Genomic DNA, 22,389 nt, shown 5'->3' on the forward strand with positions numbered 1-22,389 from the left:
CTTTATTATTTTTATAAGAAAAGGGGAAATTTCTTTATATCTTCTAGAGTAATATGTCTCGCTGCAACGCCTTTAGAATGAGATTTTATCCATAATTGCCCCTCTTCTGAAGTTAAAGATTCATAAACTCTATTTCGTAATTCATTATTGTCTATTCTTATTATAAATACACAATCAGTAGCTATAAAATATCCAGATTTAACTAAACCTACTTTTCCCACACAACTCGAGCCTACACGAGCAAAAATTATGTCATTTTCTTTAGCAATTTTGTCTTGAAATTTTAATAATTGATTCGTTTTTTTTAATCTAGATCTAAATACTAATCCTTTCCTAAAATTAGTTGTATGAAGGATATGACTTTCTTTAAATTCTTTTAGCAGATATCTTGATTTACCTCTAATAAACTCTATATCATATTCATTTAATTGTTTAAATTCTTTTTTATTATTTAAATATTTATAAAAACTATAATCCATTCTTTTTATGGCTTGAGTGTTTGAAATATATATTTCATGATTAGTTATTTGATTTATTAATTTTATTTTTTTTAATAAAGGTCTATCATTTTTTAATGTTAAAATATGTGTTTTTGCATCAGTTTTTTCAAATATATTTCTAGGTAATTCTATCACATTTAATATAGTATAGTTTTCTATTAAGAATTTTCTAAAAACTTCTAAATATTTATTTACAAAAAAACCATCAGGAAGGATAAGAGATAATACACCATTATTTTTTAAAATTCTTAAAGATTGTAAAATAAATATTACTTCTGCAGGAATTGTTTTTGTCTTTGAAAAAGAGTTTAAATGATACGTAGCTAATATCTTTTTTGTATCATCATTTTGTTTAACTAAATAGAAAGGAGGATTACCTATGCATAAATCTACTTCTCCTACTTTGGTTAATATAGTTTCAAGTTCGTTAAAACTAAAGATATCTTTGTTAAAACATTTTATTTTTAATTGTTGATCCTTAACCTTTTGACAACATTCTATATCGATATCATTCCCAAAAAATTCAGAGGTAGACCATTTTTTTTGAGCTTCAATCAATAAAGAACATTCCCCCATTGCTAAATCAATCACTTTAATCGGTTCACTCATCTCTAAATGATTAATCATAATATTACTATATTCACTTGGCGTAAAAAATTGTTTATATGCAATCATTTTTGTCATTTTTGATGAAACCTTTTCTAAATGCTCTGATGTTTTTTCTAAATATTTTAACATAGTTATACTTTCTTTATATATTTATTTAAATAACTTATTAAACTAAAATATCTGATAATAACAGGATTTATCTATTATTATTTTTTATTTTGTACTTATTTTTTGATATAATTACAAACTATGAACTATCATATACTATATGGGGATTTAAATGTAGTTTTTTCATTATCATTTTTTTTTGATTATGACATAAAAAGTGTAAAACACACTAATTAACAAGAATCTAAATACTCACTTTAACTAGAAACTTGACTTATACAAAAGTAAAAAGTCAGGATTCTGGTTTTATATATTTAATAAATAGTTGGATTTTCAAGGAAAATTGAATGAAACCAGAAGAAATTGGAAAAGCATATAATCAGATTACTCACATTTGGGATAGTGAAGAATTTGATATGAATAATGGCATTACTCAGCACAAAAAAGCAATAAGTTTTGTCAAAAATCGTGGTAATGCTCTAGATATAGGTTGTGGCTGTACTGGTCGATTTATCCAATTACTCATAAATGAAGGTTTCATACCTACAGGTTTGGATGTTTCAGACAAAATGCTAAATATTGCACAAAAGAAACATCCAAATGTTCAATTTATACAAGCTGATATTTGCCAATATAAGTTCTCTAAAAAGTATGACTTTATAACTGCATGGGACAGTATTTGGCATATTCCTCTATCAGAACAGCAAAATGTTCTTTATAAAATCATTGAAGGTCTTAATGTTGGAGGAGTATTTATATTTTCATTTGGTGGTACTGCAAAAGAAGGCTCTCATACGGACAATTTTATGGGACCAGAAGTTTATTATTCATCGCTTGGTTTAAATGGTTTTATAAAATCATTCATTGAACTAGGATGTATTATTAGACATTTAGAGTTTGATCAATACCCAGAAGTTCATACTTACCTTGTAGTAGAAAAAATCTAATAAACAATTCAAGCCAAATAACCAACTTATATCCATATATTTCCAAATAGTTTTATAACAAAAATAATCCTCTAATATTTAAAATTAGAGGATTTAACTTTTGTAGTTAATATCTTTTTATTAATAGAAAGTTTAATTAATCACCTAATTCACTTAATTCATTAACTAATGTTTTTGATATAAGCTCTATATCCTCAGGTTCATTTTCTGCTTTACGATTAAATGTCCCTATTTGAAGGTTAACAGCAATATCTTTGAAATAGCTATATTTTGTTGTACTTCTTGGAATAGAGAATGATGCAAGCTGTGTATTGTTTTTATCTAACACTTTGACAGTATAATAAAACTGTGGTTTATTTAAAGTATTTCCACCATAATTAAATACTCTTGAGTAGAATAAAGTAATATCAACTTTATATCCATCTTCAGAAAATAAACCTTTATTTTTTAATGCTTCAGTAAGAAAAGACTCAAAAGATTCTTTTAACTCACTTTCATTTTTATAAGTTTCATTTAAAGGGTTTTTAGCAGAATCATCTAGAGTTAAATCAAAATTATTAACTACATATTTTGATTGAGCTTTTTTTATTGGTGTTGGTTTTACATCATAATTATACATTGAACCACACCCACTAAAGAAAACAAGACTTACAATAGCCAAAAAAGCAATTTTTAAAATCATAAAATTTTTAGTCATTTAAATAACTCCCTATAAGTAGAGTATTCCATTTACCTTCTTTTGAGTCAGTACTCTTCCATAAATTATACTCAAGTTTAATAAACTCTTTTGACTCTGGTGTATCAATATCGTTTATCGCTTTTAATGCAAGAGCTCTATCTTGCCATAACTTTGATTCTCTATACTTTTTAACTAAAAGATCAAATTGACTCTCCCCTCCAAGAAGTCCCAACATTGAAATTGAAGCAAGTCTCAAATACTCATCACTATTTGAAGAAAAAGCAATTAAAGTATCTAAAGCTTTGGGATTATTTGAAAAACCTAGTTCATATATATTTATATAGTTTAGCTTATCAGTATTTTTTATTCCATCATTTATTTTTTTTACTATTTCATCAACTTTTTTATCACTCATTTTATAGTGGAAGTATTCTTTATTTATCTTTGCAACTATCTCTCTAACCATAATCATAATTGGTTCATTAAAACAAGAGTCAAACACTTCAGTAATATATATAGCAGGAAGTTCCCCTCTTTTAACTACTGAGTTAAAACTTTTTGTTTTTCCATCTATTGTTACTTTAACGTTTAACATTGAAAAAGTCACCATAGGACTGAAAGCAGAAACTCTATGTGTAAAAAGCTCAAAATTATCCAATGACATACTATTTTCAGCATCATCTACAATATCTAAAGGTAGGTTTCTAGCTTTTAGCTCACTATCCAAAGCTTTTTTAATAAAAGCATATCTATTAAAATCTTTTTGGTCTTTTTTTAAAAAAAGAATATCTACAAAACGACCCGTTAAACTTCTTTTTCCCTCATCCATATCATTTTTAAAAACTGCCTCTTTTACAGCAGTTTTATCTGACACCACATCATAACTATTGTTTGATTGTTCATAATCTTTGAGTGGTACATCTATTTTCATAGAGCAACCTTGTATAAACAATACAACACTTACAACAACAAAAAATTTTATTGTCATATTCAACTTAATTTTCATTTTTCTCCTTTTTATATAAAACAGCCATAAAATAATAATTATTTTAATTAGGAAATCCTACAATATAATAATTTAAGAAGATATAAATTTAATAATAATATATTGAATTTTTTAATAAATAATCTTTTTTATTTATTTAAATAGCTTAATATTAAAATAGAGGATTTAACAAACTATTAAGAGAGTATATGTAGCACAATTTTTATTTAAACTATATACTTTTTGAAAATAGAATAATAGGAATAAAAAATTGAAACTGCTTTAATTACCGTTCAAGTAGAGGTTTAGGAAAAAGTATGGCTACAAATCTGGCAAAAAAGAATTATAATATTATAGTAACCTATAATAATTCCAAAGAGGAGGTTATAAATGTAAAAGAAGATATAGAGTTTTTGTCATCAATGTATTTAAAAATGTTACCTCTTTTACGCCCTTGCAGTATATAAAAATACAAAGATTGCAATTAGCAAGAAGGCTGTTAAAATTTGACAATCAAGATGTCATGGGAACAGCCTTTGCTATAGGTTATCAAAGTCTTTCACAATTTAGCAATGACTACTCTAAATATTTTGGGATAAACCCTAGCTTAGAGATAAAAAAATCTAAAATCAAAGGGATAGTGCTTTTAAAACACAACTTTGAAGGGTTGTATTATCTGCAACTATTGGTTTTATCTTTTGTGGGAAATATTTTGCAGTGGTACTTCCTATACTTATTGCTTTGAAACTATTTTTCCACTGAATATTTTTAAAAAAATATTTGATTGTAGAGGGTGAAGAGAAGATAATAATTGAATTATCAGGAAGATTTATTTCCCCTTTTAAACTTTCACTTAAGGTCTCATAGATTGGAATATATTTACAATTTATAAAATTTTCTAAATTGCATAATACCTCTTTTGCTCCTATATATGCAGCATTTTTGCCTATAAGTTCGTTTTTTATCTCCATTGCAAAACCATAGCTGTTTTTCTCTTTACCAATAAAAGCTAGTTTTCCGCCAAGATTTTTTATCTCTTTTGCTGTTTCTGTTGAAATTGCATAAGAGGGGATTTTTTTCCACTGTTTATTTATACTATCCAAATGTTTTATACCACGAGGAGATGTAAAAATCAAAGCATTATAATTACTTAAATCAAGCTCTTCTACAATTAATTTGGTTTTTATTACAGGTATATTTTTTGCATACTTTATATGTTTGTTACTAAGTATATAGATATTTTTTCTTTTACTTCTTAGATCAAAAATAAAGTTCTTTATTCTTTGATTTAAGTGTGATAAAAAAGTATCCCTAGGTGCTATTACAATATCTGAATTCTCATCAACAATAAACTTGATTCTATTTTTTGATAATTCAAATGTTAGTCTAATAAACTCTTTAAAGAATATATTTTTACTAACACTTTTGTCTCTTATAAATTTATTTTGAAAGGCATCATACTCAAAATATAATAGATTTAAATTGTAAAATAGTGTTTTCTCATTTTTCATAATTACTCCCTTCTTCTATTTATCAAAGTATATAATAAAATTGCCATAATAATTCTCTAATTGCAAAAATAATTTTACTCTTCTAAATAAGAGAAACACATTAATAAATTATTCAAATAATATATTTTTTTAATTTATAAATCAGTATAGTTAAAAGACTATTTTATTATTATTCGATTTTAAACATATTTAGACCAGCATTTATATTTAACTCCAAGGACATTTATGACAAATAGTGAAATACTAACCTCAACTCTATATCTATTTACTGTTGCCACTTTGCTTGTTGCTCTTTCTAAAAAACTTGGTCTTGGCAGTATTTTAGGTCTTTTAATAGCTGGTATCATTGTAGGTCCCCACTCAATTGGTCCAATTTTGACAAAAGAGGTAGAGTCAGTTCGTCATATTACAGAGTTTGGTGTTGTTTTACTTCTTTTTGTAATTGGCTTAGAGATGCAACCAAAAAAACTTTGGAGTATGAGAAAAGAGGTTTTTGGTTTAGGAAGTGCACAAATTCTTCTCTCTGGTTTTTTTATTTTTTTATATTCAATCTTTTATACATCATCTTGGCATGTTTCACTTTTGGTTGGTCTTACTTTTGCTCTATCATCAACAGCTTTTGTTATGCAAATTTTGCAAGAGAAAGGGGAACTTTATTCTCCAATGGGAAAAAGTAGTTTTGCAATTTTATTAATGCAAGATCTTGCAGTTGTTCCTTTGTTGGCTCTTGTACCTATTTTAGCAGAGAAAGGAAGTTTAACAGATGGACACTCAATTTGGCAACAGTTTTTAATTGCAATTGGTTCTATTGTTGCATTAACTGTTTTTGCAAAATATATTGTTCCAAAACTTTTAGATTTTTTAGCAAGAAATAAAAATAGAGATGCCTTTTTCTTCTCTGTTATTTTAAGTGTTGTTTTTGCTGCTTGGACAATGGAGCATGCAGGTTTGTCTATGGCATTGGGAGCTTTTATTATGGGGATGATGCTTTCAAATTCGCAATATCACTACCAAATACAAGCAAGTGTGGAACCCTATAAAGGTCTTTTAATGACACTATTTTTTGTTGCTGTTGGGATGTCTATTGACTTAAATGCAATGTTAGATAACCCTTTTGTTTTATTACAACACCTAATAGTAATAATGGGTATAAAAATAGTAGTTCTTTTTGCAATTATGCTTTATATGGGATATAACCGTTCAACTGCAGTCTCTGTCTCTTTTTTATTGGCTCAAAGTGGAGAGTTTGGTTTTGTACTATTTGGTGCAGCAAAAGCTTTAGGGGTAATAAGTGATGAACTTTTTGTTGCAGCAATAACTATTATCTCTTTTAGTATGCTTCTAACCCCTTTAGTTGTAAATTTAAGTGAGAAACTTGCACAAAAACTTGACACAACTCCAATAGAGATTAAATCTGCCTATGTTCCTGAAGATTCATGGGAAGGGGTTATAATTGCGGGATATGGGAGAGTAGGAAGATTAGTTGGAACTATGCTTCAACAGGCAAATGTCCCTTTTGTAGCTTTTGATATGGATATTGAAAGAGTTGAATTAGGACAAAAAGAGGGAAGACAAGTCTATTATGGAGAGTTAAGCAATCTAGATTTTATCGCTCAAATTGGTTTAGATAAAGCAAAAGTTGTAATTGTAACAGTTGATAATCACCATAGTGCAGCAAAAATTGTTTCACATATTAGAACTTTACACCCAACACTACGTATTTTATCAAGAACGAATAATATGAAAACAAGAGATTTACTTCTTAAACATGGAGCTTCATGGGCAATGCCAGAATCATCCGAGGGAAGTTTACGACTTGGTGCAGAAGCACTTCATAGTTTAGGTCGTTCTAGAGAAGAGGTAATTGAACTACTTACATTTTTTAGAAAAGATGATTATGAAACCATAAGAAGATTGCATGATGGAATCAACGGTAATATAAAATAGAGGTTTACTCTCAATCAAAAATTTATTTATAATTTTTATTTATAAAACTTAGAGATTAATCTAATTTATTATAGAATTCACAAAAATAATTTAGGATAAGAAATGAGAGTCTACCTCTATGCAAAAAGTGGTCATGCAATTGGACTTGATGCCACAAGAAGATGCGCTAGTATTGCTAAAATTTTAGAAGAAAAAGGTTGTGATCCAATCTTATGCACTTGTGATTTTAGAGCTGGAGCATATGCAAAAGAGATTTTAGGCATTAAAAAATATGTCTCTGTTGATGTTTTATCAAATCTTCCAAATATCATGGAAAGAGGAGATATTCTCATCTATGATACAGATGAAGCAAGTGATTTTATGCAAAAGCATATGAAAGATTTTTGTACCCTTTTATATAAGATTCCAGAAGATATCCCTTCTACAATAGTAGATGAAGAGTATTTTACAAAAAAAGAGGATCAAAAGATTGAAAAGCTCTTCTTTTTTGGGGATGATGATTACAATAATACGCTACTTAAAATGCGTAAAAACTCTCCAAAACAAAATATTCCTCTACTTTGTGGACACTACTTCTTTTTGGGAAATGAAAAAGAGTTAGAACCATATTTCAGCAATCTTTTAGAAGAAGAGAGTTATGTTGATTCAATACAAAATGCAAAATATCTTCTAAGTGGTTCACTTAATGCCTGTATTGAGTCAATAAAGTGCGGAGGAAAACCTGTATTATTTAAAAGAGAAGATAAAAATTATGATGAAGATTTAATAAAAAAATTAAACCTGCCAATAATAAAAACAACAAGTTTAGAAGAGGCAATAGTTGAGTTTGAAAACGTTATAAAAACGTATCCAAAGATAAATGAACTTGAATCTTTTGATATTAATAATATTATAAAAACTATTTGTAGTAAAGTAGAAACTTACAAAAAACTTACAAATTAAATATATAATTGAAACTTATGTTTATTTATGTTTATTATAAGTTTGCTTTATATATAATTACAAAAAACAGTAGGATGAGAAAATGGAAGCACAAATTGAAGAGGAGATAAATAGTTCTCCTTACCGTATTAAACGATATTATGCATATATATTAGCAACTATCGTATCTTTAGTTGTTCCTTTTATTACAATAAATGGAAATCACATCTTTTTATTATCATTTGATAAAAAACAACTACACTTAATGGGTGTTGCATTTGATATGCAAGAACTGTATCTAATGCCTTTTTTACTAATGCTATTATTCTTGGGTATTTTTGCAGTAACAGCAATTGGTGGTAGAGCATGGTGTGGATGGACCTGTCCACAGACAATCTTTAGGGTTGTTTATAGGGATTTAATAGAGAGTAAACTTTTAGGTCTAAGAAGAATTAAAAATAAACAAAAAGAGCCAGACTGGAAAAAACCAGAAAATGCTTCAAAAAGAGTTATAGCAATTATCATTTGGTCACTTTTATCAATTATTGCAGCAGCTGATTTTATGTGGTATTTTGTTCCACCAGAAGACTTTTTTGCATATTTACAAAATCCAGCGGAACACTGGTTTCTAATTGGTTTTGTTCTTATAATTGCAGCATTTTTAGTTTATGATGTTGTATTTATGAAAGAGAACTTCTGTGTATATATTTGTCCATATTCAAGGGTACAATCAGTTCTTTATGATGATGATACTTATCAAGCAATCTACTCTACAAAAAGGGGTGGACATATATATAATGAGCAAAAAGACAAAATTGTATTCAAACAAAAAGATTTAACAGATCCAAATAATGAATGTACTGCTTGTGAATCATGTGTTACAGTATGTCCAACTCATATTGATATTAGAAAAGGTCTTCAACTTGAATGCATAAACTGCTTAGAGTGTGTTGACGCATGTACAACTGTTATGGGTAAATTAGGGAAACCTTCACTTGTACAATGGACAAGTACAAGGGATATTGAAAAAGGTGAACCTACTAAAATTGTTAGAAAATCTACAATCATGTACACTGTTGCGCTTATTGTTATTATTGGTGTACTTTTTGTTATGGGTGGGGAAAAAGAGCATATGTTGTTAAATGTTAATAAAACAACACAACTTTATAAAATAAAAGAAGGTAATGTTGTATCAAATAACTTTTTATTCCTTTTTCAAAATACAGATTCAAAAACTCATACTTATAATTTGGAAGTTATAGACCATCCAGATATTAAAATTGAAAGATTTTCACCTTTTAAATTGAGTCCTAAAAAAATGGCAAAAAAAGTTGTAATACTACAAACTGAAAAAATTTTAGTTACTAATGCAACTAAAGATACCCCTATAACTGTTACAATTAGAGCTTATGCAGTAGATGAACCAGAAAAAATTTCTGTTTTAAGAAAAGCTGTATTTATCTATCCAAGAGCAGATAAGTTAAACAAATAGAAGTAAGAAGGAGAAAGAACTCCTTGCTTACTTAACTCAATATTTACCTCAAATAAGTTATAATCGCGAAATAATTTTACAATTTTCAATCAATTTTTTTACGGAGTTTTTTATAATGGTCAAGACTAAATTTATATTTGTTACAGGTGGGGTACTAAGCTCACTAGGGAAAGGTATCACATCAGCATCAATTGCAACTATCTTAAAACAATCAGGTTTTAATGTTTCAATGCTTAAGATTGATCCATATCTAAATGTTGACCCAGGGACAATGAGCCCACTAGAGCATGGAGAAGTTTTTGTTACAGCTGATGGAGCAGAAACAGATTTAGATTTAGGAAACTATGAGAGATTTATCGATAAAACATTAACAGCAAAAAACTCTTTTACAACAGGTCAAGTTTATCAAAGTGTAATTAGAAGGGAAAGAGAAGGTGGATATTTGGGTAAAACTATCCAAGTAATCCCTCATGTAGTTGATGAGATTAAAGCTAGAATTTATAAAGCTGCTGAAGATAACGATTTTTTAATTATTGAACTTGGTGGAACAGTTGGGGATATTGAAGGGCTTCCTTTTATGGAGTCAATTAGAGCAATGAGACATGAACTACCAAAATCTCACACAATGAATATTCATGTGAGTTTAGTTCCATATATTAAAGCAGCAGGTGAATTAAAAACAAAACCAACTCAACACTCAGTTCAAGAGCTTAGAAGAATTGGTATCACTCCACATTTACTTGTATGTAGAACAGAAAAACCTTTACCAAAAAATTTAAAAGACAAACTTGCACTTTCATGTGATGTTGATAAAAGTGCGGTAATTGAAGCTGGAGATGCACAATCAATTTATCAAGTACCACTTCATTTTATAAAAGAGGGGATTTTAACTCCACTATCTGATCATTTAAATGTAAAACTAAAACCAAATATGGAAAAATGGGATACTTTAGTTAAAAACATTCTTGTACCTCAAGATGAAGTTACTATCGCTTTTGTTGGGAAATATCTTGATTTAAAAGAGTCTTATAAATCTCTTATTGAAGCACTTATTCATGCAGGGGCACACCTTAATACAAAAGTAAATATTACTTGGTGTGATTCACAAAGAATTGAAGATTGTGGAGCTTATGAGGTTATTGGAAATGCAGATGGAATTTTAGTTGCAGGTGGATTTGGGCACAGAGGTGTTTTAGGAAAACTTGAAGCGATTAAATATGCTAGAGAAAATAAAATACCATATCTTGGAATCTGTCTTGGTATGCAACTTGCTATTATTGAGTATGCAAGAAATATTCTTGGAATTGAAAAAGCAAACTCAATTGAGTTTGATCCTGAAACACCTGAACCTATTATCTATTTAATTGATGAATTTATTGACCAAAGTGGAAATAAACAAGTAAGAACTCATAAATCACCAATGGGTGGTACAATGAGACTTGGGGAATACCCTTTTGAACCTCTAAAAGGGAGTAAGTTACAAAAAGCTTACGGGAAAGAGGAAGTTTATTATGAAAGACATAGACATAGATATGAAGCAAACCCTGCATATAAAGAGAGACTTGAAGCAGCTGGTATGATAATAACAGGACAATCAAATGGTCTTATTGAAGCAGTTGAAATAAAAGATCATCCTTGGTTTGTGGGTGTTCAGTTTCACCCAGAGTTTACTTCACACTTGGAGACACCAAACCCTATAATCTTAGAGTTTGTAAAACAAGCTAATCAAAGTCATTAATGTCTAAGATTACAAAAAAAGAACTTTTTGATATACTAAAAGCAAGACATGAAAACAATCAGTATTCTCGTCTTGCACAAATTCCCGAACCAAATAGCTTTAAAGATATAGATTTAGCCATTAAAAGGATTAAAAAAGCTATTCAATCAAATGAAAAAATTACTATTGTTGGTGATTACGATGTAGATGGAGTAGTATCAACTACCATTATTGTTGATTTTTTTAAAAGAGCAGGAATAAAAGTTGATTATATCATTCCAAATAGATTTACCCATGGATATGGACTCTCACCCAAAATAGTTGATATGATTGATGAAGGTTTGGTAATCACCGTTGATAATGGTATCTCTGCAAATGAAGCTGCAAAAAAGCTAAAAGAGAAAAATATTGATTTAATCATAACAGACCATCATACAGTAGGAGAAGAACTTCCAAACGCTATAGCAATCATAAATCCAAAACAAGAGAACTGTAATTTTCCTTTTAAAGATATTTGTGGAGCTCAAGTTGCATGGTATTTATGTGCAGCACTTAAAAAAGAGCTAAACTTAAATGTAAATCTACAAGAGTTTTTTGATCTACTTAGTGTAGCTATTATTGCAGATATTATGCCAATGACCAGCCTTAATTATACTATGGTTAAATATGGCCTTAAACAGATAAAAACTTCAAATAGACCAGCTTTTATTAAAATAAATGAGATGATGCACAAAGATTTATATGTCTCTGATGATGTTGGTTTTACCATTGCTCCAAAGATAAATAGTGCAGGAAGAATGGATGATGCCTCTGTTGCTCTCTCTTTTTTACTATCTGAGAGTGTTTATGAAGCAAATGACTCTTTACAACTGCTTGAAGAGTTAAACTGCTATAGAAAGGTTTTACAAGAGAGAATCTCTCAAAAAGCAATACTTGCAACCCAAGAAGAGGATAATGCAGTAGTTGTTTGGGGAGAAGATTGGCATGAGGGAGTTATTGGAATAGTTGCTTCAAAACTCTCAAACGCATATAAAAAACCAGCCTTTATCTTCTCAATTAAAAATGGTATGGCAAAGGGAAGTGCAAGGGCAAATGCAAATATTGACCTTTATACAATTATCTCTGAAACTTCTGATATTTTAAAAGGTTTTGGTGGACATAAAAATGCAGCAGGACTCTCACTGGAAGCAAAAAATCTTGAAGAGTTTAAAAAACGAATAAATGAGATTTTGGATATTGAGCCAGAAGATTTACACATTGAACATGATGTATTAGGAGAGTTAGATGTCTCTTGTGTGGATAATGAATTCCTTGATATTATAGAGAAATTTGAGCCCTATGGTTTAGGTAATCACCGACCAATTTTTAAAGTAACAAACTCTAAAATCATAAAATCTCAACTCTTTGGAAAAGATAAAAACCACTTGAAACTAACACTAAATAACAATGGCTTTATTTTTGAAGCTTTACAATTTTATACTGAAAATAGAGATTTTAAAGAGTATGTTGATTTGGTAATTTCAATAAATAAAAATGAGTTTAGAGGGGAAATAAGCCCTCAGTTTTTAATACAAGATATCTTATAGAACCATTGGTGCTATAACTCTTCTATTTTGACCACTTGCCTCTAAATCTAAAATCTCTTCATCAACAATAGTTTCACTACTTGCTGAACTTAGAATATTTCCAGTTGTTATATCAATTAGTTTTACAAACACTATTAAACTTTGTGTAGTTACACTGTAAGTTCCTACAACTGCAAATTGGTTATCAACTTCAGAGCTTTTTATATCTTTTTGTTCTCTTGTCAAAAGATTAAAGCCACGATGTCCAAGTTGGAAATCTCTGCCAAGTTCAATCTCTCTTATTATAATTCCTCTTCTAGATAAAGAGTTCTTAAGCTGTTCAGATAGTAAAAATCCTAATTTTGAATGATTTTGCAAAGTATCAATATTTACAAAATCTGATACTAAAACAACCTCTTCATTTCCAATTTCTGCGTTTAATCTACTCTCTTGTTTTTTTATTAAATCTTCAACAAGAGAATTAAAATCGTTTGAACCAATAATGTTTTTATGATAGGTTGGTGATTTACTTGCAATTGATTTTGCAATATTTGAACATGAAGTTAAAAAGATAATTAAAAATATTGAAGTAAAACTATACTTCAATATTTTTATAGATTTTGAACTCATTAATACTATTTTTCTTCTATTATTTTAATAGTTCTTGCAGGTTGGCAATCTTTAAATAACACACAGTCATTTCTTTTGTTGTGTTGATAAGTTGCTCTTGCACTAGAGATGATTTTACCAGTAATATTATCTAATACTCTCGCATTTAACATTACTTTTCCATATTGTCTTGAGTAAGTACCCACAACCACATATGTATTTGGTATTTCATCTTTAATTTTATGAGGATTTCTACTAATAAAATATTCACCTTGTTCATTTATTGAAACAGCCAATTGTCCTCTGTATTCAATTACGTTGAAACCTCTATTTGATATCTCATTAATTAAACTTTCACTTACTATTCTTCCAAACTCTGTAGTCTTTTTAAAATTATCAAGTCTAACAAAAGATGTGATAAGTACAGGCTTACTTGTATTCATCTTTGTATTTTGCATCATTTGAGTAGCCAGTGAATTTATTGTATCTTCAAGAGTATACTGCGTAGTAACATTTTTTTGCATATCATTTGCGATTTGAATATGCTGTTTAGTAATTTGTACTTTTTTGTCTTCTTTTGCAACTGAAGTATCTTCATAATTTTTTGCTGTTGTTGTTGGGATTTCAAGTGCACAACCAGTAATTATTGAAGCTGTTGCAACGACAAGGCAAGATTTAGCGAAAGTTTTTAACATAAATTCCCCTTATATTCGTTCTTACGATTTTATTTAAAAATAGCTTATAAATTCTTGAAAACCAAATAAATAAGCATTTTTATAATTCTTGTTTTTTCATCTTCTTGTGTTAAAATAATCAAAAAATCAAGATAAGGAGTTTTGCCATGTCAACACTTTTAGTACCCATATCAAATGGATTTGAAGAGATTGAAGCTTTAACAATTGTAGATGTATGCAGAAGAGCTGATATTGAAGTTACTTTAGCTTCTATTAATGAAATTGAAATAGTAGGGGCACATAATATAACTATTAAAGCTGATGCCCTTTTAAAGGATGTAGATGCAGATGCTTTTGATATGATAGCACTTCCTGGTGGTCTTCCAAATGCTTTTAATCTTGCTAAAGATGAACTTCTAAAAACAATACTTCAAAAATTTAAAAAAGAGAATAGATATATTGGGGCAATTTGTGCTGCTCCTTTTGCTTTACATACAGCAAATGTTCTAAATGACAAATATACTTGTTATCCAAGTTTTGAGCAAAAAATTGACTCTTCAACTTATGTGGAAAATGAAATTGTTGTAAAAGATGATAAGGTTATTACTTCAAAAGGACCGGCAACAGCTATGCAGTTTGCTTTGGAATTAGTAAAAATATTAAAAGGTGAAGAGAGCTTTACAAAAGTTAGAGATGGGCTTTTATTTAAGGCTTCTTAATTTTTCTAAAATCTCTTCATTTTTTTGCCAAAAATCTAAAAAACTATGGGAGATAGACATATCTCTCATAAATAGATATGCTTTCTCTTTTTTTGCCAAATACTCTTCTTTATCATTTGAGAGTTCATTAATAGCTTTTATTACCTCATCATAATTGTTTATATCAACAATATAACCAAAATCACTATTAACAAAAGTTTTCGGACCACCTTTGTTTGTAACTATTACAGGAAGAGCTGAAGACATAGCTTCCATTACAACTTGCCCTAAAGTATCTGTTGTTGAAGGGAAAATAAAACAATCACTAGATGCATAAACTTTAGATAACTCTTTACCTCTTTTTCTACCTAAGTAGGTAATAGATTCATCTTTTATCTCTTTATTTAGCTCTTTATCTCCAACTAAAATAAGCTGACAATTTTCAAACTTACCCTTTTGCCAAATATCAAGGAGTTTGTGAACATTTTTTTCAACAGAGATTCTTCCCACATATAAAACTTTGAATCTATTTTTATCAAAATTGTAAGGATCCCAAATAGTTTCATCTTTAAAAGATTTATCAAAACTTTCTATATTTATTCCTGCTTTTAAAAGATATATCTCTTCATCTACAAACCCAAGTTGCTCTTTTAGGGTTTTGAAATACTCATCTGATCTTGAAAAAAGAGCTTTATACGGACTATAAAAAAGTTTTAAAAACTTTATTGTACCCCATCTAACAAAAGCATTTTTAGTATTTTTATACATATATGCAGGGAAATCTGTATGATAAATCCCCGCAACTGGTATTTTTAAAAGTTTTGCACTTATAAGGGCACAAAGCCCTACAGTACCAGGAGTTGAGATATGCAATAAATCAGGCTTTAACTCTTTTATCTTTTTTTTAATCTTGAAAAAAGGTGGAAGAACCAAATCCAATGATTTATAAAAAGGCATTCTCATTCTAAAAATTGGCTTGAAGTTTACAATATTTGGAAACTCCTCTTCTGTCCCTTTGCTTGTAGAGGTTATAACTGTAAACTCTTTTTCAAAAAAAATTGCCTCTTTTGAGAAATCTTGAATAAACCTAGATACTCCATTAACATCAAATACGGTATCGCTTATTAAACAAATTTTTATTTTTTTCATTTGAATATACTATTGCATATTGATTACAGCACTATTACATGTTATTAAGTTGTAATCTACATGTAATAAAATCCCTTCATGAAATATAAAAGCATATTTATATCTGATGTTCATTTGGGAACAAAGTTTTCTAATACAAAATTTTTGTTGGATTTTTTGAAACATAATGATTGTGAAAATCTATTTTTGGTGGGAGATATAATTGATGGATGGGCTATAAAGAGAAGATTTGTATGGCCTCAAACACACTCAGACGTTATTCAAAAAATTTTAAAAAAGGCAAAAAAAGGTTGTAATGTTACTTTTATAACAGGAAACCATGATGAGTTTTTAAGACCTTTTGTTCCTCTTATTTTAGGTAACTCTTTAGAGGTTAAAAATGAAGCGGAGTATACATCAGTATCAGGGAAAAAATATTTAATAACCCATGGTGATTTTTTCGATTCAATCACAATGACAAAAAAGTGGTTGGCAATTTTAGGTGATTATGGTTATGACTTACTTTTAAATCTAAATCAGATGTTAAATGTTATAAGAAGTAGAGTTGGAATAAAATCAAAATGGTCTTTGTCTAAATATGTAAAAGACAATGTAAAATCCTCTATCTCTTTTATAACTGCCTTTGAAGCTACTTTGGCAAGACATGCAAAATATAAAGGTTATAATGGCATAATTTGTGGACATATCCATAAAGCTGAAATAAAAAAAATCGACTCAATTGAGTATCTTAATTGTGGAGATTGGGTTGAATCTTGTACAGCTTTGGTTGAAACCTTTGATGGTGATTTTAAAATAGTGAGTTGGTTATATAAATGAGTGATAAAAAATTGGCTCTTGCCCTTGGTGGAGGAGCAGCAAAAGGAGCTTTTCATTTAGGGGTTTTAGATTTTTTTGAAGAGAGTAAAATAACTATTGACGCCTATTCAGGAAGTTCAATTGGAGCTATTATTGCAGCATCCCATGCAAGTGGAGTAAAAGCAAAAGAGCAGTTACAAATTTTTTCCTCAAAAGATATAAAAAAGCTATTAAAGTTTAACTACTTTAGAAATGGTCTTATTAGAATAGCTGAAAATCAAAAGATTTTAGATGATTTACTTCCAATTAAAAGACTTGAAGATATTCCAAAAGAGATCTATCTTACAGCTTATGATTTAAGAAAAAAAGAACTTCATTACTTTACTGAGGGTGACACTCAAAAACTCTGTATGGCTTCAAGTGCTTTAATACCACTTTTTCGACCCATTTCATATAAAGATATGTATCTAATTGATGGGGGGCTTTTTGATTCAGTTCCCATAAAACCTTTTGATAAAAACTCTTATGAAATTATTGCCATTGATCTTTTTCCAAAAAAAATAAAAGATGAGAAGATAAGAAGGGTAACCCTTTTTAAATCTCTACAAAGAAAATTGTTTGTGCAACTACATGAAAACCATAACTTTACAATTTTAAATACAAATCAGTATCTAACAAGCCTTGAGATATGGGATTATTCCATGTTTACTTTTAAAGAGCTAGAAGAGTGTTTTAAATTGGGATATAAAGAGGCAAAAAGACATTTTTCATCTTTATAAATCTACCCTTAAACTAGATAAGTACCTTAAGTGTTTTTCATCTTTTTTTATATGCTATTGGATATAATCTATTTTAATTTAAAAAAGAAAAAAGAATAGATTATGTCACAAACTCCAGAATTTACACACTTACATTTACACACAGAATATTCACTTTTAGATGGTGCTAACAAAATAAAACCCTTAGCAAAAAAAGTAAAAAAGATGGGAATGAAAAGCGTTGCTATGACTGACCATGGGAATATGTTTGGAGCAATTGACTTTTACAATGCAATGAGAGCAGAAGGGATTAAACCTATTATTGGGATGGAAGCTTATATTCACAACTCAGAAGATATAGGAGACAAAACCACAAGACAGAGATTTCACTTATGTCTATATGCTAAAAATGAGATAGGTTATAAAAATCTAATGTTTTTAAGTTCACAAGCTTATATGCATGGTTTTTATTATTATCCAAGAATAAATAAAACTCTTTTAAGGGAAAATTCTGAAGGTTTGGTTTGCAGTGCAGCTTGTTTGCAAGGTGAAGTAAACTGGCATCTTAATACAAACAACGAAAGAAATGTTAAATTTGGTGCAAAAGGTTATGAAAAAGCAAAAGAGATCGCTTTGGGATACAAAGAGATTTTTGGGGATGATTTCTATTTAGAGATTATGAGACATGGTATTGGGGATCAACTCTTTGTTGATGATTTAATTCTAAAAATCTCAAAAGAGACAGGTATCAAGGTAGTTGCAACAAACGATACCCACTATTTAGAGCAAAAAGATGCTGAAGCCCACGAAGCTTTTATGTGTATAGCTATGAATAAACTCTATGATGACCCAAATAGATTAAGACACAGTGTTCATGAGTTTTATCTAAAATCTCCAGAGCAGATTGCAAAACTTTATGCTGATATTCCTGAAGCAATAGCCACAACACAAGAGATTGCAGACAAATGTAATTTGGAGATAAAATTAGGGAACCCTACTCCACCAAACTTTAAATTTACAAGACAAAAACTAATAGAACTTAATCTTGAGATTCCAGAACCAGATCAAGAGTATTCACTAAAAAACGATATTGCACTGTTTGAACATAAATGTAGAGAAGGTCTTGAAAAAAGACTTGAGATTGTTCCAAAAGAGAAACATGAAGAGTATAGAGATAGACTAGAAGTTGAGATTAATATTATAAACAATATGAAGTTCCCTGGATATATGTTAATTGTTTGGGATTTCGTAATTGTTGCAAAACAGATGAAGATTCCAGTTGGACCAGGAAGGGGATCAGCAGCAGGAAGTTTGGTTGCATATTCTTTGTTTATTACAGATATTGATCCTATGCCTTATGGTCTTCTATTTGAGAGATTTCTAAATCCAGAGAGGGTGTCAATGCCCGATATTGATATGGACTTTTGCCAAAGTAGAAGGGGTGAAATTATTGATTATGTTGTACAACAATATGGTCGTTCAAACGTTGCGCAAATCATCACCTTTGGTAAACTTCTTGCAAAAGGGGTTATTAGAGATGTTGCAAGGGTTCTTGATATGCCCTACTCAAAAGCAGATGCCATGGCAAAACTTATTCCAGATGAACTTGGAATTAATCTTACTCAATCATGGGAAAAAGAACCAAAAATAAAAGAGCTTTGTGAGACAGATCCTCAAGCAAAAAGAGTTTGGGATTTTGCTTTAGCTTTAGAAGGCTTAAATAGAAATGCAGGAACTCATGCAGCTGGTGTTGTTATCTCAAATGAACCTTTATGGAAAAAAACTCCTTTATTTAAACCTTCAGGGATGGAGACAATTGCAACCCAATACAATGGTAAATATGTTGAGGATGTTGACTTAATCAAATTCGACTTCTTGGGTCTTAAGACCCTTACAGTTATTGATGAAGCAAATAAACTTGTTGAAAAGAGATATGGAAAAAGAATTAACTTTATCCACGAAGATGTAAACGACTTAGGTGTTTATGAACTAATTCAATCGGGAAATACAATTGGACTATTCCAGATAGAATCTGCTGGTATGCAAGATTTGGCAAAAAGGCTTAAACCTTCTGGATTTGAAGATATTATTGCGATGCTTGCCCTTTATAGACCAGGGCCTATGGAATCAGGAATGCTTGATGACTTTATTGATAGAAAACACGGACGTGCAGAGATTAGCTACTTTTATGATGAGTTTGTAGAGCCACTTAAACCTATTCTTGAGCCAACTTATGGAGTTATTGTTTACCAAGAACAGGTTATGCAAATTGTTCAAACAATTGGTGGTTTTTCACTTGGTGGCGCGGACTTAGTTAGACGGGCAATGGGTAAAAAGATTAAAGAGGAGATGGATAGACTAAAAGGTGAATTTGCCGAAGGTGGAGTAAAAAAAGGTTTTGTTAAAGAGCATTGTGAAGAGCTTTTCGACCTGATTGTAAAATTTGCCGGATATGGATTTAACAAATCTCACTCAGCTGCTTACGGTCTTGTAACTTTTTATACAAGTTTTCTTAAAAAATATTACCCAACAGAGTTTATGGCAGCCCTACTAACTTTGGAAAAAGATAATACTGACAAAGTTGTAAAATATGTTGATGAAGTAAAAAGATTAAAAATTGAACTATTTCCTCCAGATATAAATAAATCAGACCTTGTATTTACTGCAACACAAATCGATGGTAAAGAGGTTGTAATGTTTGGTATGGGTGCCATCAAAGGGGCTGGAGATGTTGCTATTAAATCAATTCTTACTGAAAGAAATAAAAATGGAAATTTTAAAGATTTAGCAGATTTAATCTCAAGAATTGATGGAACAAAAGTAAACAAAAGAGTTTTAGAATCCCTAATAAAAGCTGGTGCATTAGACTCTTTTGCTTACTCAAGAAGAGCTTTACTCGAACAAATTGAGTTAATTGTTGAATCAGTTGGAAAAGCTATGCAACTAAAAAAACAAACCACTTCATCTCTTTTTGGTGATGACAAAGATATGTTAAAAGTTGAAGTGGAGTTGGAACATTTACCAGAGTTTGAACCAAAAGAGATTTTAGAATTTGAAAAAGCATCTTTAGGATTTTATGTATCTGGACACCCTTTAGATTCGTACAGAGATGATTTAGAAAAAATCTCTTATACACTAAGTTCAGAACTTAGTGAAGTTGCAGATGGCTCACAAGCTATTATCATAGGAAAAATAGAAGAGATTACAGAAAAGATTTCAAAAAAAGGTAATAAATTTGGTATTGCAAATATTCTAGACCTTCATGGAAATATTGAGGTTATGCTTTTTGAAAATAGATTAAAAGAGCTTGAAGATGATTTTGATTTAAATGAGCCAATTGCCTTTAAAGTAAAAGTTACCCATGATGGAGATTTTACAAGACTTAATATTCTTAAAATTGAGACTCTAAAAGATGCCCAAAAAGAGAAAATCAAAACAAAACACAAAGAGAAAGAAGAGCCCCCTTTAACAATAGCAATTCCCTATGAAGAGAAAGAGGATATTATCTATAAACTCTTTGATTTAGTAGCACATAACCAAGGAAAAAGAGAGTTGAAAATTATTATAAAGACAAAACTAGCAGATATAGAGCTTGAGACTGATTTCAAAGTTACTTCAAATGTGGAAGAGTATATAAAACAGATAAATGGAGCTTTTGTAGTAGCATGAAACAAATACTTTTAACAAATGATGATGGTTTTGATGCATTAGGTTTAAAGGCTCTAATAGAAGCCTTAACTCCTTTGGCAAAAATAATTGTAGTTGCTCCTGCAAAAAACAAATCCGCTTGTGGACACTCTTTGACTTTAGATAAACCACTTAGAATGGATTGTGTGGCAGATGATTATTATAAAATAGATGATGGAACACCAACTGATTGTGTTTTTATTTCACTAAACAATCTTTTCAAAGAGAATTATAAACCTGATTTGATAATAAGTGGAATAAATATTGGTGCAAATATGGGGGAAGATATTACTTACAGTGGAACAGCTGCTGCTGCAATGGAAGCTGTGCTTCAAGGAGTTCCCTCAATTGCCATTTCACAAGTGTGCAAAGATAGATGCCAAGAGATAAAAAATGGCTGGGATTTTGCTTTAGCTAAAGAGACTATTTTTACTATTGTAAAACAGATATTTGAAAAAGAGTTTCCTCTTCCACGTAGAAGATTTCTAAATATAAATATTCCTCCAATCAAACCTCAAGATTGTAGGGGAATAAAAATCACAAAAGCAGGTTACAGAGAGTATGGAAATGATACCCACAGACACTATAGTCCAAGAGGTGAAGAGTTTTATTGGATTGGCTTACATCCTCTAATTTGGCAGGCTAGCAATGATAAAAATTGTGACTTTGAAGCTATTAAGGCAAATTATGTTTCAATTACACCTGTGATGTTAGATTTAACCTCGTATGATGATATGAAGAAGTTAGATAATTGGTTAAAAAAGGAGAATTAATTGAATCTACAAAAATCACTTCTATTTAATATAGAAAAATTAGTAGGAACACTAAAAGATGAAGAGGAACTAAAAGAGGTTCTAAAAAGAAAATTTACAAAAAAAGAGTTTAAAGTTTTTGTAGCAATGGAAGAAAAAAAAGATATAAAAGAGATTGCTACTTTAATAAATGATGAAGAGAGCAGAGTTGAAGAGTTATATAAATCTGCTTGTAAAAAACTAAATCAAGAGAAGATAAAAAAAGAGTTAATTATTAGAGATTAAA

General features: G+C 29.7%; 21 protein-coding genes. 14 read left to right on the forward strand and 7 right to left on the reverse strand.

Annotated features, from left to right (window positions below; translation table 11 throughout):
* Positions 1-11: 11 nt before the first annotated feature.
* The gene (locus AEBR_RS14700; protein ID WP_129087155.1) at positions 12-1,238 is read right to left on the reverse strand and encodes an N-6 DNA methylase; all 1,227 of its coding nucleotides are present in this window, start codon (positions 1,236-1,238) and stop codon (positions 12-14) included.
* A 326-nt stretch (positions 1,239-1,564) separates the two neighbouring features.
* On the opposite strand from AEBR_RS14700, the gene AEBR_RS14705 reads away from it, so the two are divergent.
* On the forward strand, positions 1,565-2,164 hold the full coding sequence (locus AEBR_RS14705) for a class I SAM-dependent DNA methyltransferase (RefSeq protein WP_129087156.1): 600 nt from the start codon (positions 1,565-1,567) through the stop codon (positions 2,162-2,164).
* A gap of 136 nt (positions 2,165-2,300) precedes the next feature.
* On the opposite strand, the gene AEBR_RS14710 is transcribed toward AEBR_RS14705, so the two are convergent.
* Both AEBR_RS14710 and AEBR_RS14715 read right to left on the reverse strand, forming a co-directional pair.
* On the reverse strand, positions 2,301-2,861 hold the full coding sequence (locus AEBR_RS14710; protein WP_129087157.1) for a hypothetical protein: 561 nt from the start codon (positions 2,859-2,861) through the stop codon (positions 2,301-2,303).
* Positions 2,854-3,849: a HEAT repeat domain-containing protein gene (locus AEBR_RS14715; RefSeq protein WP_129087158.1), complete on the reverse strand. Its 996-nt coding sequence runs from the start codon at positions 3,847-3,849 to the stop codon at positions 2,854-2,856. Before AEBR_RS14715 ends, AEBR_RS14710 begins: the two co-directional genes overlap by 8 nt.
* 296 nt (positions 3,850-4,145) lie before the next feature.
* On the opposite strand from AEBR_RS14715, the gene AEBR_RS14720 reads away from it, so the two are divergent.
* Both AEBR_RS14720 and AEBR_RS15615 read left to right on the forward strand, forming a co-directional pair.
* Positions 4,146-4,295, forward strand: a complete 150-nt coding sequence (locus tag AEBR_RS14720; protein ID WP_164969474.1) for a hypothetical protein — start codon at positions 4,146-4,148, stop codon at positions 4,293-4,295.
* Positions 4,296-4,306: 11 nt separating this feature from the next.
* Entirely contained in the window at positions 4,307-4,573 is a 267-nt protein-coding gene (locus tag AEBR_RS15615) for a helix-turn-helix transcriptional regulator (RefSeq protein WP_369122157.1), read from the forward strand.
* Here the strand turns inward: AEBR_RS15615 and AEBR_RS14730 are convergent.
* Positions 4,458-5,339, reverse strand: a complete 882-nt coding sequence (locus tag AEBR_RS14730; protein WP_129087159.1) for a uroporphyrinogen-III synthase — start codon at positions 5,337-5,339, stop codon at positions 4,458-4,460. The genes AEBR_RS15615 and AEBR_RS14730 overlap by 116 nt on opposite strands.
* 225 nt (positions 5,340-5,564) lie before the next feature.
* Between AEBR_RS14730 and AEBR_RS14735 the strand changes: the two genes are divergently transcribed.
* The 5 genes from AEBR_RS14735 to recJ all read left to right on the forward strand — a co-directional run bounded on the left by AEBR_RS14735 (position 5,565) and on the right by recJ (position 13,002).
* Positions 5,565-7,286, forward strand: a complete 1,722-nt coding sequence (locus tag AEBR_RS14735) for a cation:proton antiporter domain-containing protein (protein ID WP_129087160.1) — start codon at positions 5,565-5,567, stop codon at positions 7,284-7,286.
* Positions 7,287-7,388: 102 nt separating this feature from the next.
* Positions 7,389-8,228, forward strand: a complete 840-nt coding sequence (locus tag AEBR_RS14740; protein WP_129087161.1) for a hypothetical protein — start codon at positions 7,389-7,391, stop codon at positions 8,226-8,228.
* An 82-nt stretch (positions 8,229-8,310) separates the two neighbouring features.
* Entirely contained in the window at positions 8,311-9,699 is a 1,389-nt protein-coding gene (gene ccoG, locus AEBR_RS14745; RefSeq protein WP_129087162.1) for a cytochrome c oxidase accessory protein CcoG, read from the forward strand.
* 115 nt (positions 9,700-9,814) lie between these two features.
* Positions 9,815-11,437, forward strand: coding sequence for a CTP synthase (locus AEBR_RS14750; protein ID WP_129087163.1), 1,623 nt, complete (start codon positions 9,815-9,817; stop codon positions 11,435-11,437).
* Entirely contained in the window at positions 11,437-13,002 is a 1,566-nt protein-coding gene (recJ, locus tag AEBR_RS14755; protein WP_129087164.1) for a single-stranded-DNA-specific exonuclease RecJ, read from the forward strand. Before AEBR_RS14750 ends, recJ begins: the two co-directional genes overlap by 1 nt.
* On the opposite strand, the gene AEBR_RS14760 is transcribed toward recJ, so the two are convergent.
* Together AEBR_RS14760 and AEBR_RS14765 are read right to left on the reverse strand one after the other, a co-directional pair.
* Complete coding sequence (locus AEBR_RS14760) at positions 12,997-13,611, reverse strand: FlgO family outer membrane protein (protein WP_129087165.1); 615 nt, start codon at positions 13,609-13,611, stop codon at positions 12,997-12,999. The genes recJ and AEBR_RS14760 overlap by 6 nt on opposite strands.
* A 5-nt stretch (positions 13,612-13,616) precedes the next feature.
* A complete protein-coding gene (locus AEBR_RS14765; RefSeq protein WP_164969476.1) occupies positions 13,617-14,285 on the reverse strand; it encodes a FlgO family outer membrane protein in 669 nt (222 codons plus the stop codon).
* 146 nt (positions 14,286-14,431) lie between these two features.
* Here AEBR_RS14765 and AEBR_RS14770 point away from each other — a divergent pair, with 146 nt between their 5' ends.
* Positions 14,432-14,983, forward strand: coding sequence for a DJ-1 family glyoxalase III (locus tag AEBR_RS14770; RefSeq protein WP_129087166.1), 552 nt, complete (start codon positions 14,432-14,434; stop codon positions 14,981-14,983).
* On the opposite strand, the gene AEBR_RS14775 is transcribed toward AEBR_RS14770, so the two are convergent.
* The gene (locus tag AEBR_RS14775) at positions 14,966-16,111 is read right to left on the reverse strand and encodes a glycosyltransferase (RefSeq protein ID WP_129087167.1); all 1,146 of its coding nucleotides are present in this window, start codon (positions 16,109-16,111) and stop codon (positions 14,966-14,968) included. The two genes, AEBR_RS14770 and AEBR_RS14775, sit on opposite strands and share 18 nt — an antisense overlap.
* Before the next feature lie 78 nt (positions 16,112-16,189).
* Between AEBR_RS14775 and AEBR_RS14780 the strand changes: the two genes are divergently transcribed.
* The 5 genes from AEBR_RS14780 (at position 16,190) to AEBR_RS14800 (ending at position 22,388) form a co-directional block, all read left to right on the forward strand.
* A complete protein-coding gene (locus tag AEBR_RS14780; protein ID WP_129087168.1) occupies positions 16,190-16,927 on the forward strand; it encodes a UDP-2,3-diacylglucosamine diphosphatase in 738 nt (245 codons plus the stop codon).
* Positions 16,924-17,685 (forward strand): patatin-like phospholipase family protein, encoded by a 762-nt coding sequence (locus AEBR_RS14785; RefSeq protein ID WP_129087169.1) that lies wholly within the window; start codon positions 16,924-16,926, stop codon positions 17,683-17,685. The genes AEBR_RS14780 and AEBR_RS14785 overlap by 4 nt, the downstream gene beginning before the upstream one ends.
* 102 nt (positions 17,686-17,787) lie before the next feature.
* Positions 17,788-21,333: a DNA polymerase III subunit alpha gene (gene dnaE, locus AEBR_RS14790; RefSeq protein WP_129087170.1), complete on the forward strand. Its 3,546-nt coding sequence runs from the start codon at positions 17,788-17,790 to the stop codon at positions 21,331-21,333.
* Positions 21,330-22,124 (forward strand): 5'/3'-nucleotidase SurE, encoded by a 795-nt coding sequence (surE, locus tag AEBR_RS14795; protein WP_129087171.1) that lies wholly within the window; start codon positions 21,330-21,332, stop codon positions 22,122-22,124. The genes dnaE and surE overlap by 4 nt, the downstream gene beginning before the upstream one ends.
* Positions 22,125-22,388: a hypothetical protein gene (locus tag AEBR_RS14800; protein WP_128982394.1), complete on the forward strand. Its 264-nt coding sequence runs from the start codon at positions 22,125-22,127 to the stop codon at positions 22,386-22,388.
* Position 22,389: the final 1 nt, after the last annotated feature.

It is taken from the genome of Halarcobacter ebronensis, assembly GCF_013201825.1.
GTDB lineage: Bacteria > Campylobacterota > Campylobacteria > Campylobacterales > Arcobacteraceae > Halarcobacter > Halarcobacter ebronensis.

Excerpts from the sequence above, each read along its gene's own strand:
- AEBR_RS14740 (WP_129087161.1), top strand. The coding sequence starts at position 7,389 with ATGAGAGTCTACCTCTATGCAAAAAGTGGTCATGCAATTGGACTTGAT.
- AEBR_RS14730 (WP_129087159.1), bottom strand. The coding sequence starts at position 5,339 with ATGAAAAATGAGAAAACACTATTTTACAATTTAAATCTATTATATTTT.
- AEBR_RS14705 (WP_129087156.1), top strand. The coding sequence starts at position 1,565 with ATGAAACCAGAAGAAATTGGAAAAGCATATAATCAGATTACTCACATT.
- AEBR_RS14715 (WP_129087158.1), bottom strand. The coding sequence starts at position 3,849 with ATGAAAATTAAGTTGAATATGACAATAAAATTTTTTGTTGTTGTAAGT.
- recJ (WP_129087164.1), top strand. The coding sequence starts at position 11,437 with ATGTCTAAGATTACAAAAAAAGAACTTTTTGATATACTAAAAGCAAGA.
- surE (WP_129087171.1), top strand. The coding sequence starts at position 21,330 with ATGAAACAAATACTTTTAACAAATGATGATGGTTTTGATGCATTAGGT.
- AEBR_RS14720 (WP_164969474.1), top strand. The coding sequence starts at position 4,146 with ATGGCTACAAATCTGGCAAAAAAGAATTATAATATTATAGTAACCTAT.
- AEBR_RS14710 (WP_129087157.1), bottom strand. The coding sequence starts at position 2,861 with ATGACTAAAAATTTTATGATTTTAAAAATTGCTTTTTTGGCTATTGTA.
- AEBR_RS14780 (WP_129087168.1), top strand. The coding sequence starts at position 16,190 with ATGAAATATAAAAGCATATTTATATCTGATGTTCATTTGGGAACAAAG.
- AEBR_RS14775 (WP_129087167.1), bottom strand. The coding sequence starts at position 16,111 with ATGAAAAAAATAAAAATTTGTTTAATAAGCGATACCGTATTTGATGTT.
- AEBR_RS14770 (WP_129087166.1), top strand. The coding sequence starts at position 14,432 with ATGTCAACACTTTTAGTACCCATATCAAATGGATTTGAAGAGATTGAA.
- AEBR_RS14760 (WP_129087165.1), bottom strand. The coding sequence starts at position 13,611 with ATGAGTTCAAAATCTATAAAAATATTGAAGTATAGTTTTACTTCAATA.
- AEBR_RS14765 (WP_164969476.1), bottom strand. The coding sequence starts at position 14,285 with ATGTTAAAAACTTTCGCTAAATCTTGCCTTGTCGTTGCAACAGCTTCA.
- ccoG (WP_129087162.1), top strand. The coding sequence starts at position 8,311 with ATGGAAGCACAAATTGAAGAGGAGATAAATAGTTCTCCTTACCGTATT.
- dnaE (WP_129087170.1), top strand. The coding sequence starts at position 17,788 with ATGTCACAAACTCCAGAATTTACACACTTACATTTACACACAGAATAT.
- AEBR_RS14700 (WP_129087155.1), bottom strand. The coding sequence starts at position 1,238 with ATGTTAAAATATTTAGAAAAAACATCAGAGCATTTAGAAAAGGTTTCA.
- AEBR_RS14750 (WP_129087163.1), top strand. The coding sequence starts at position 9,815 with ATGGTCAAGACTAAATTTATATTTGTTACAGGTGGGGTACTAAGCTCA.
- AEBR_RS14735 (WP_129087160.1), top strand. The coding sequence starts at position 5,565 with ATGACAAATAGTGAAATACTAACCTCAACTCTATATCTATTTACTGTT.
- AEBR_RS14785 (WP_129087169.1), top strand. The coding sequence starts at position 16,924 with ATGAGTGATAAAAAATTGGCTCTTGCCCTTGGTGGAGGAGCAGCAAAA.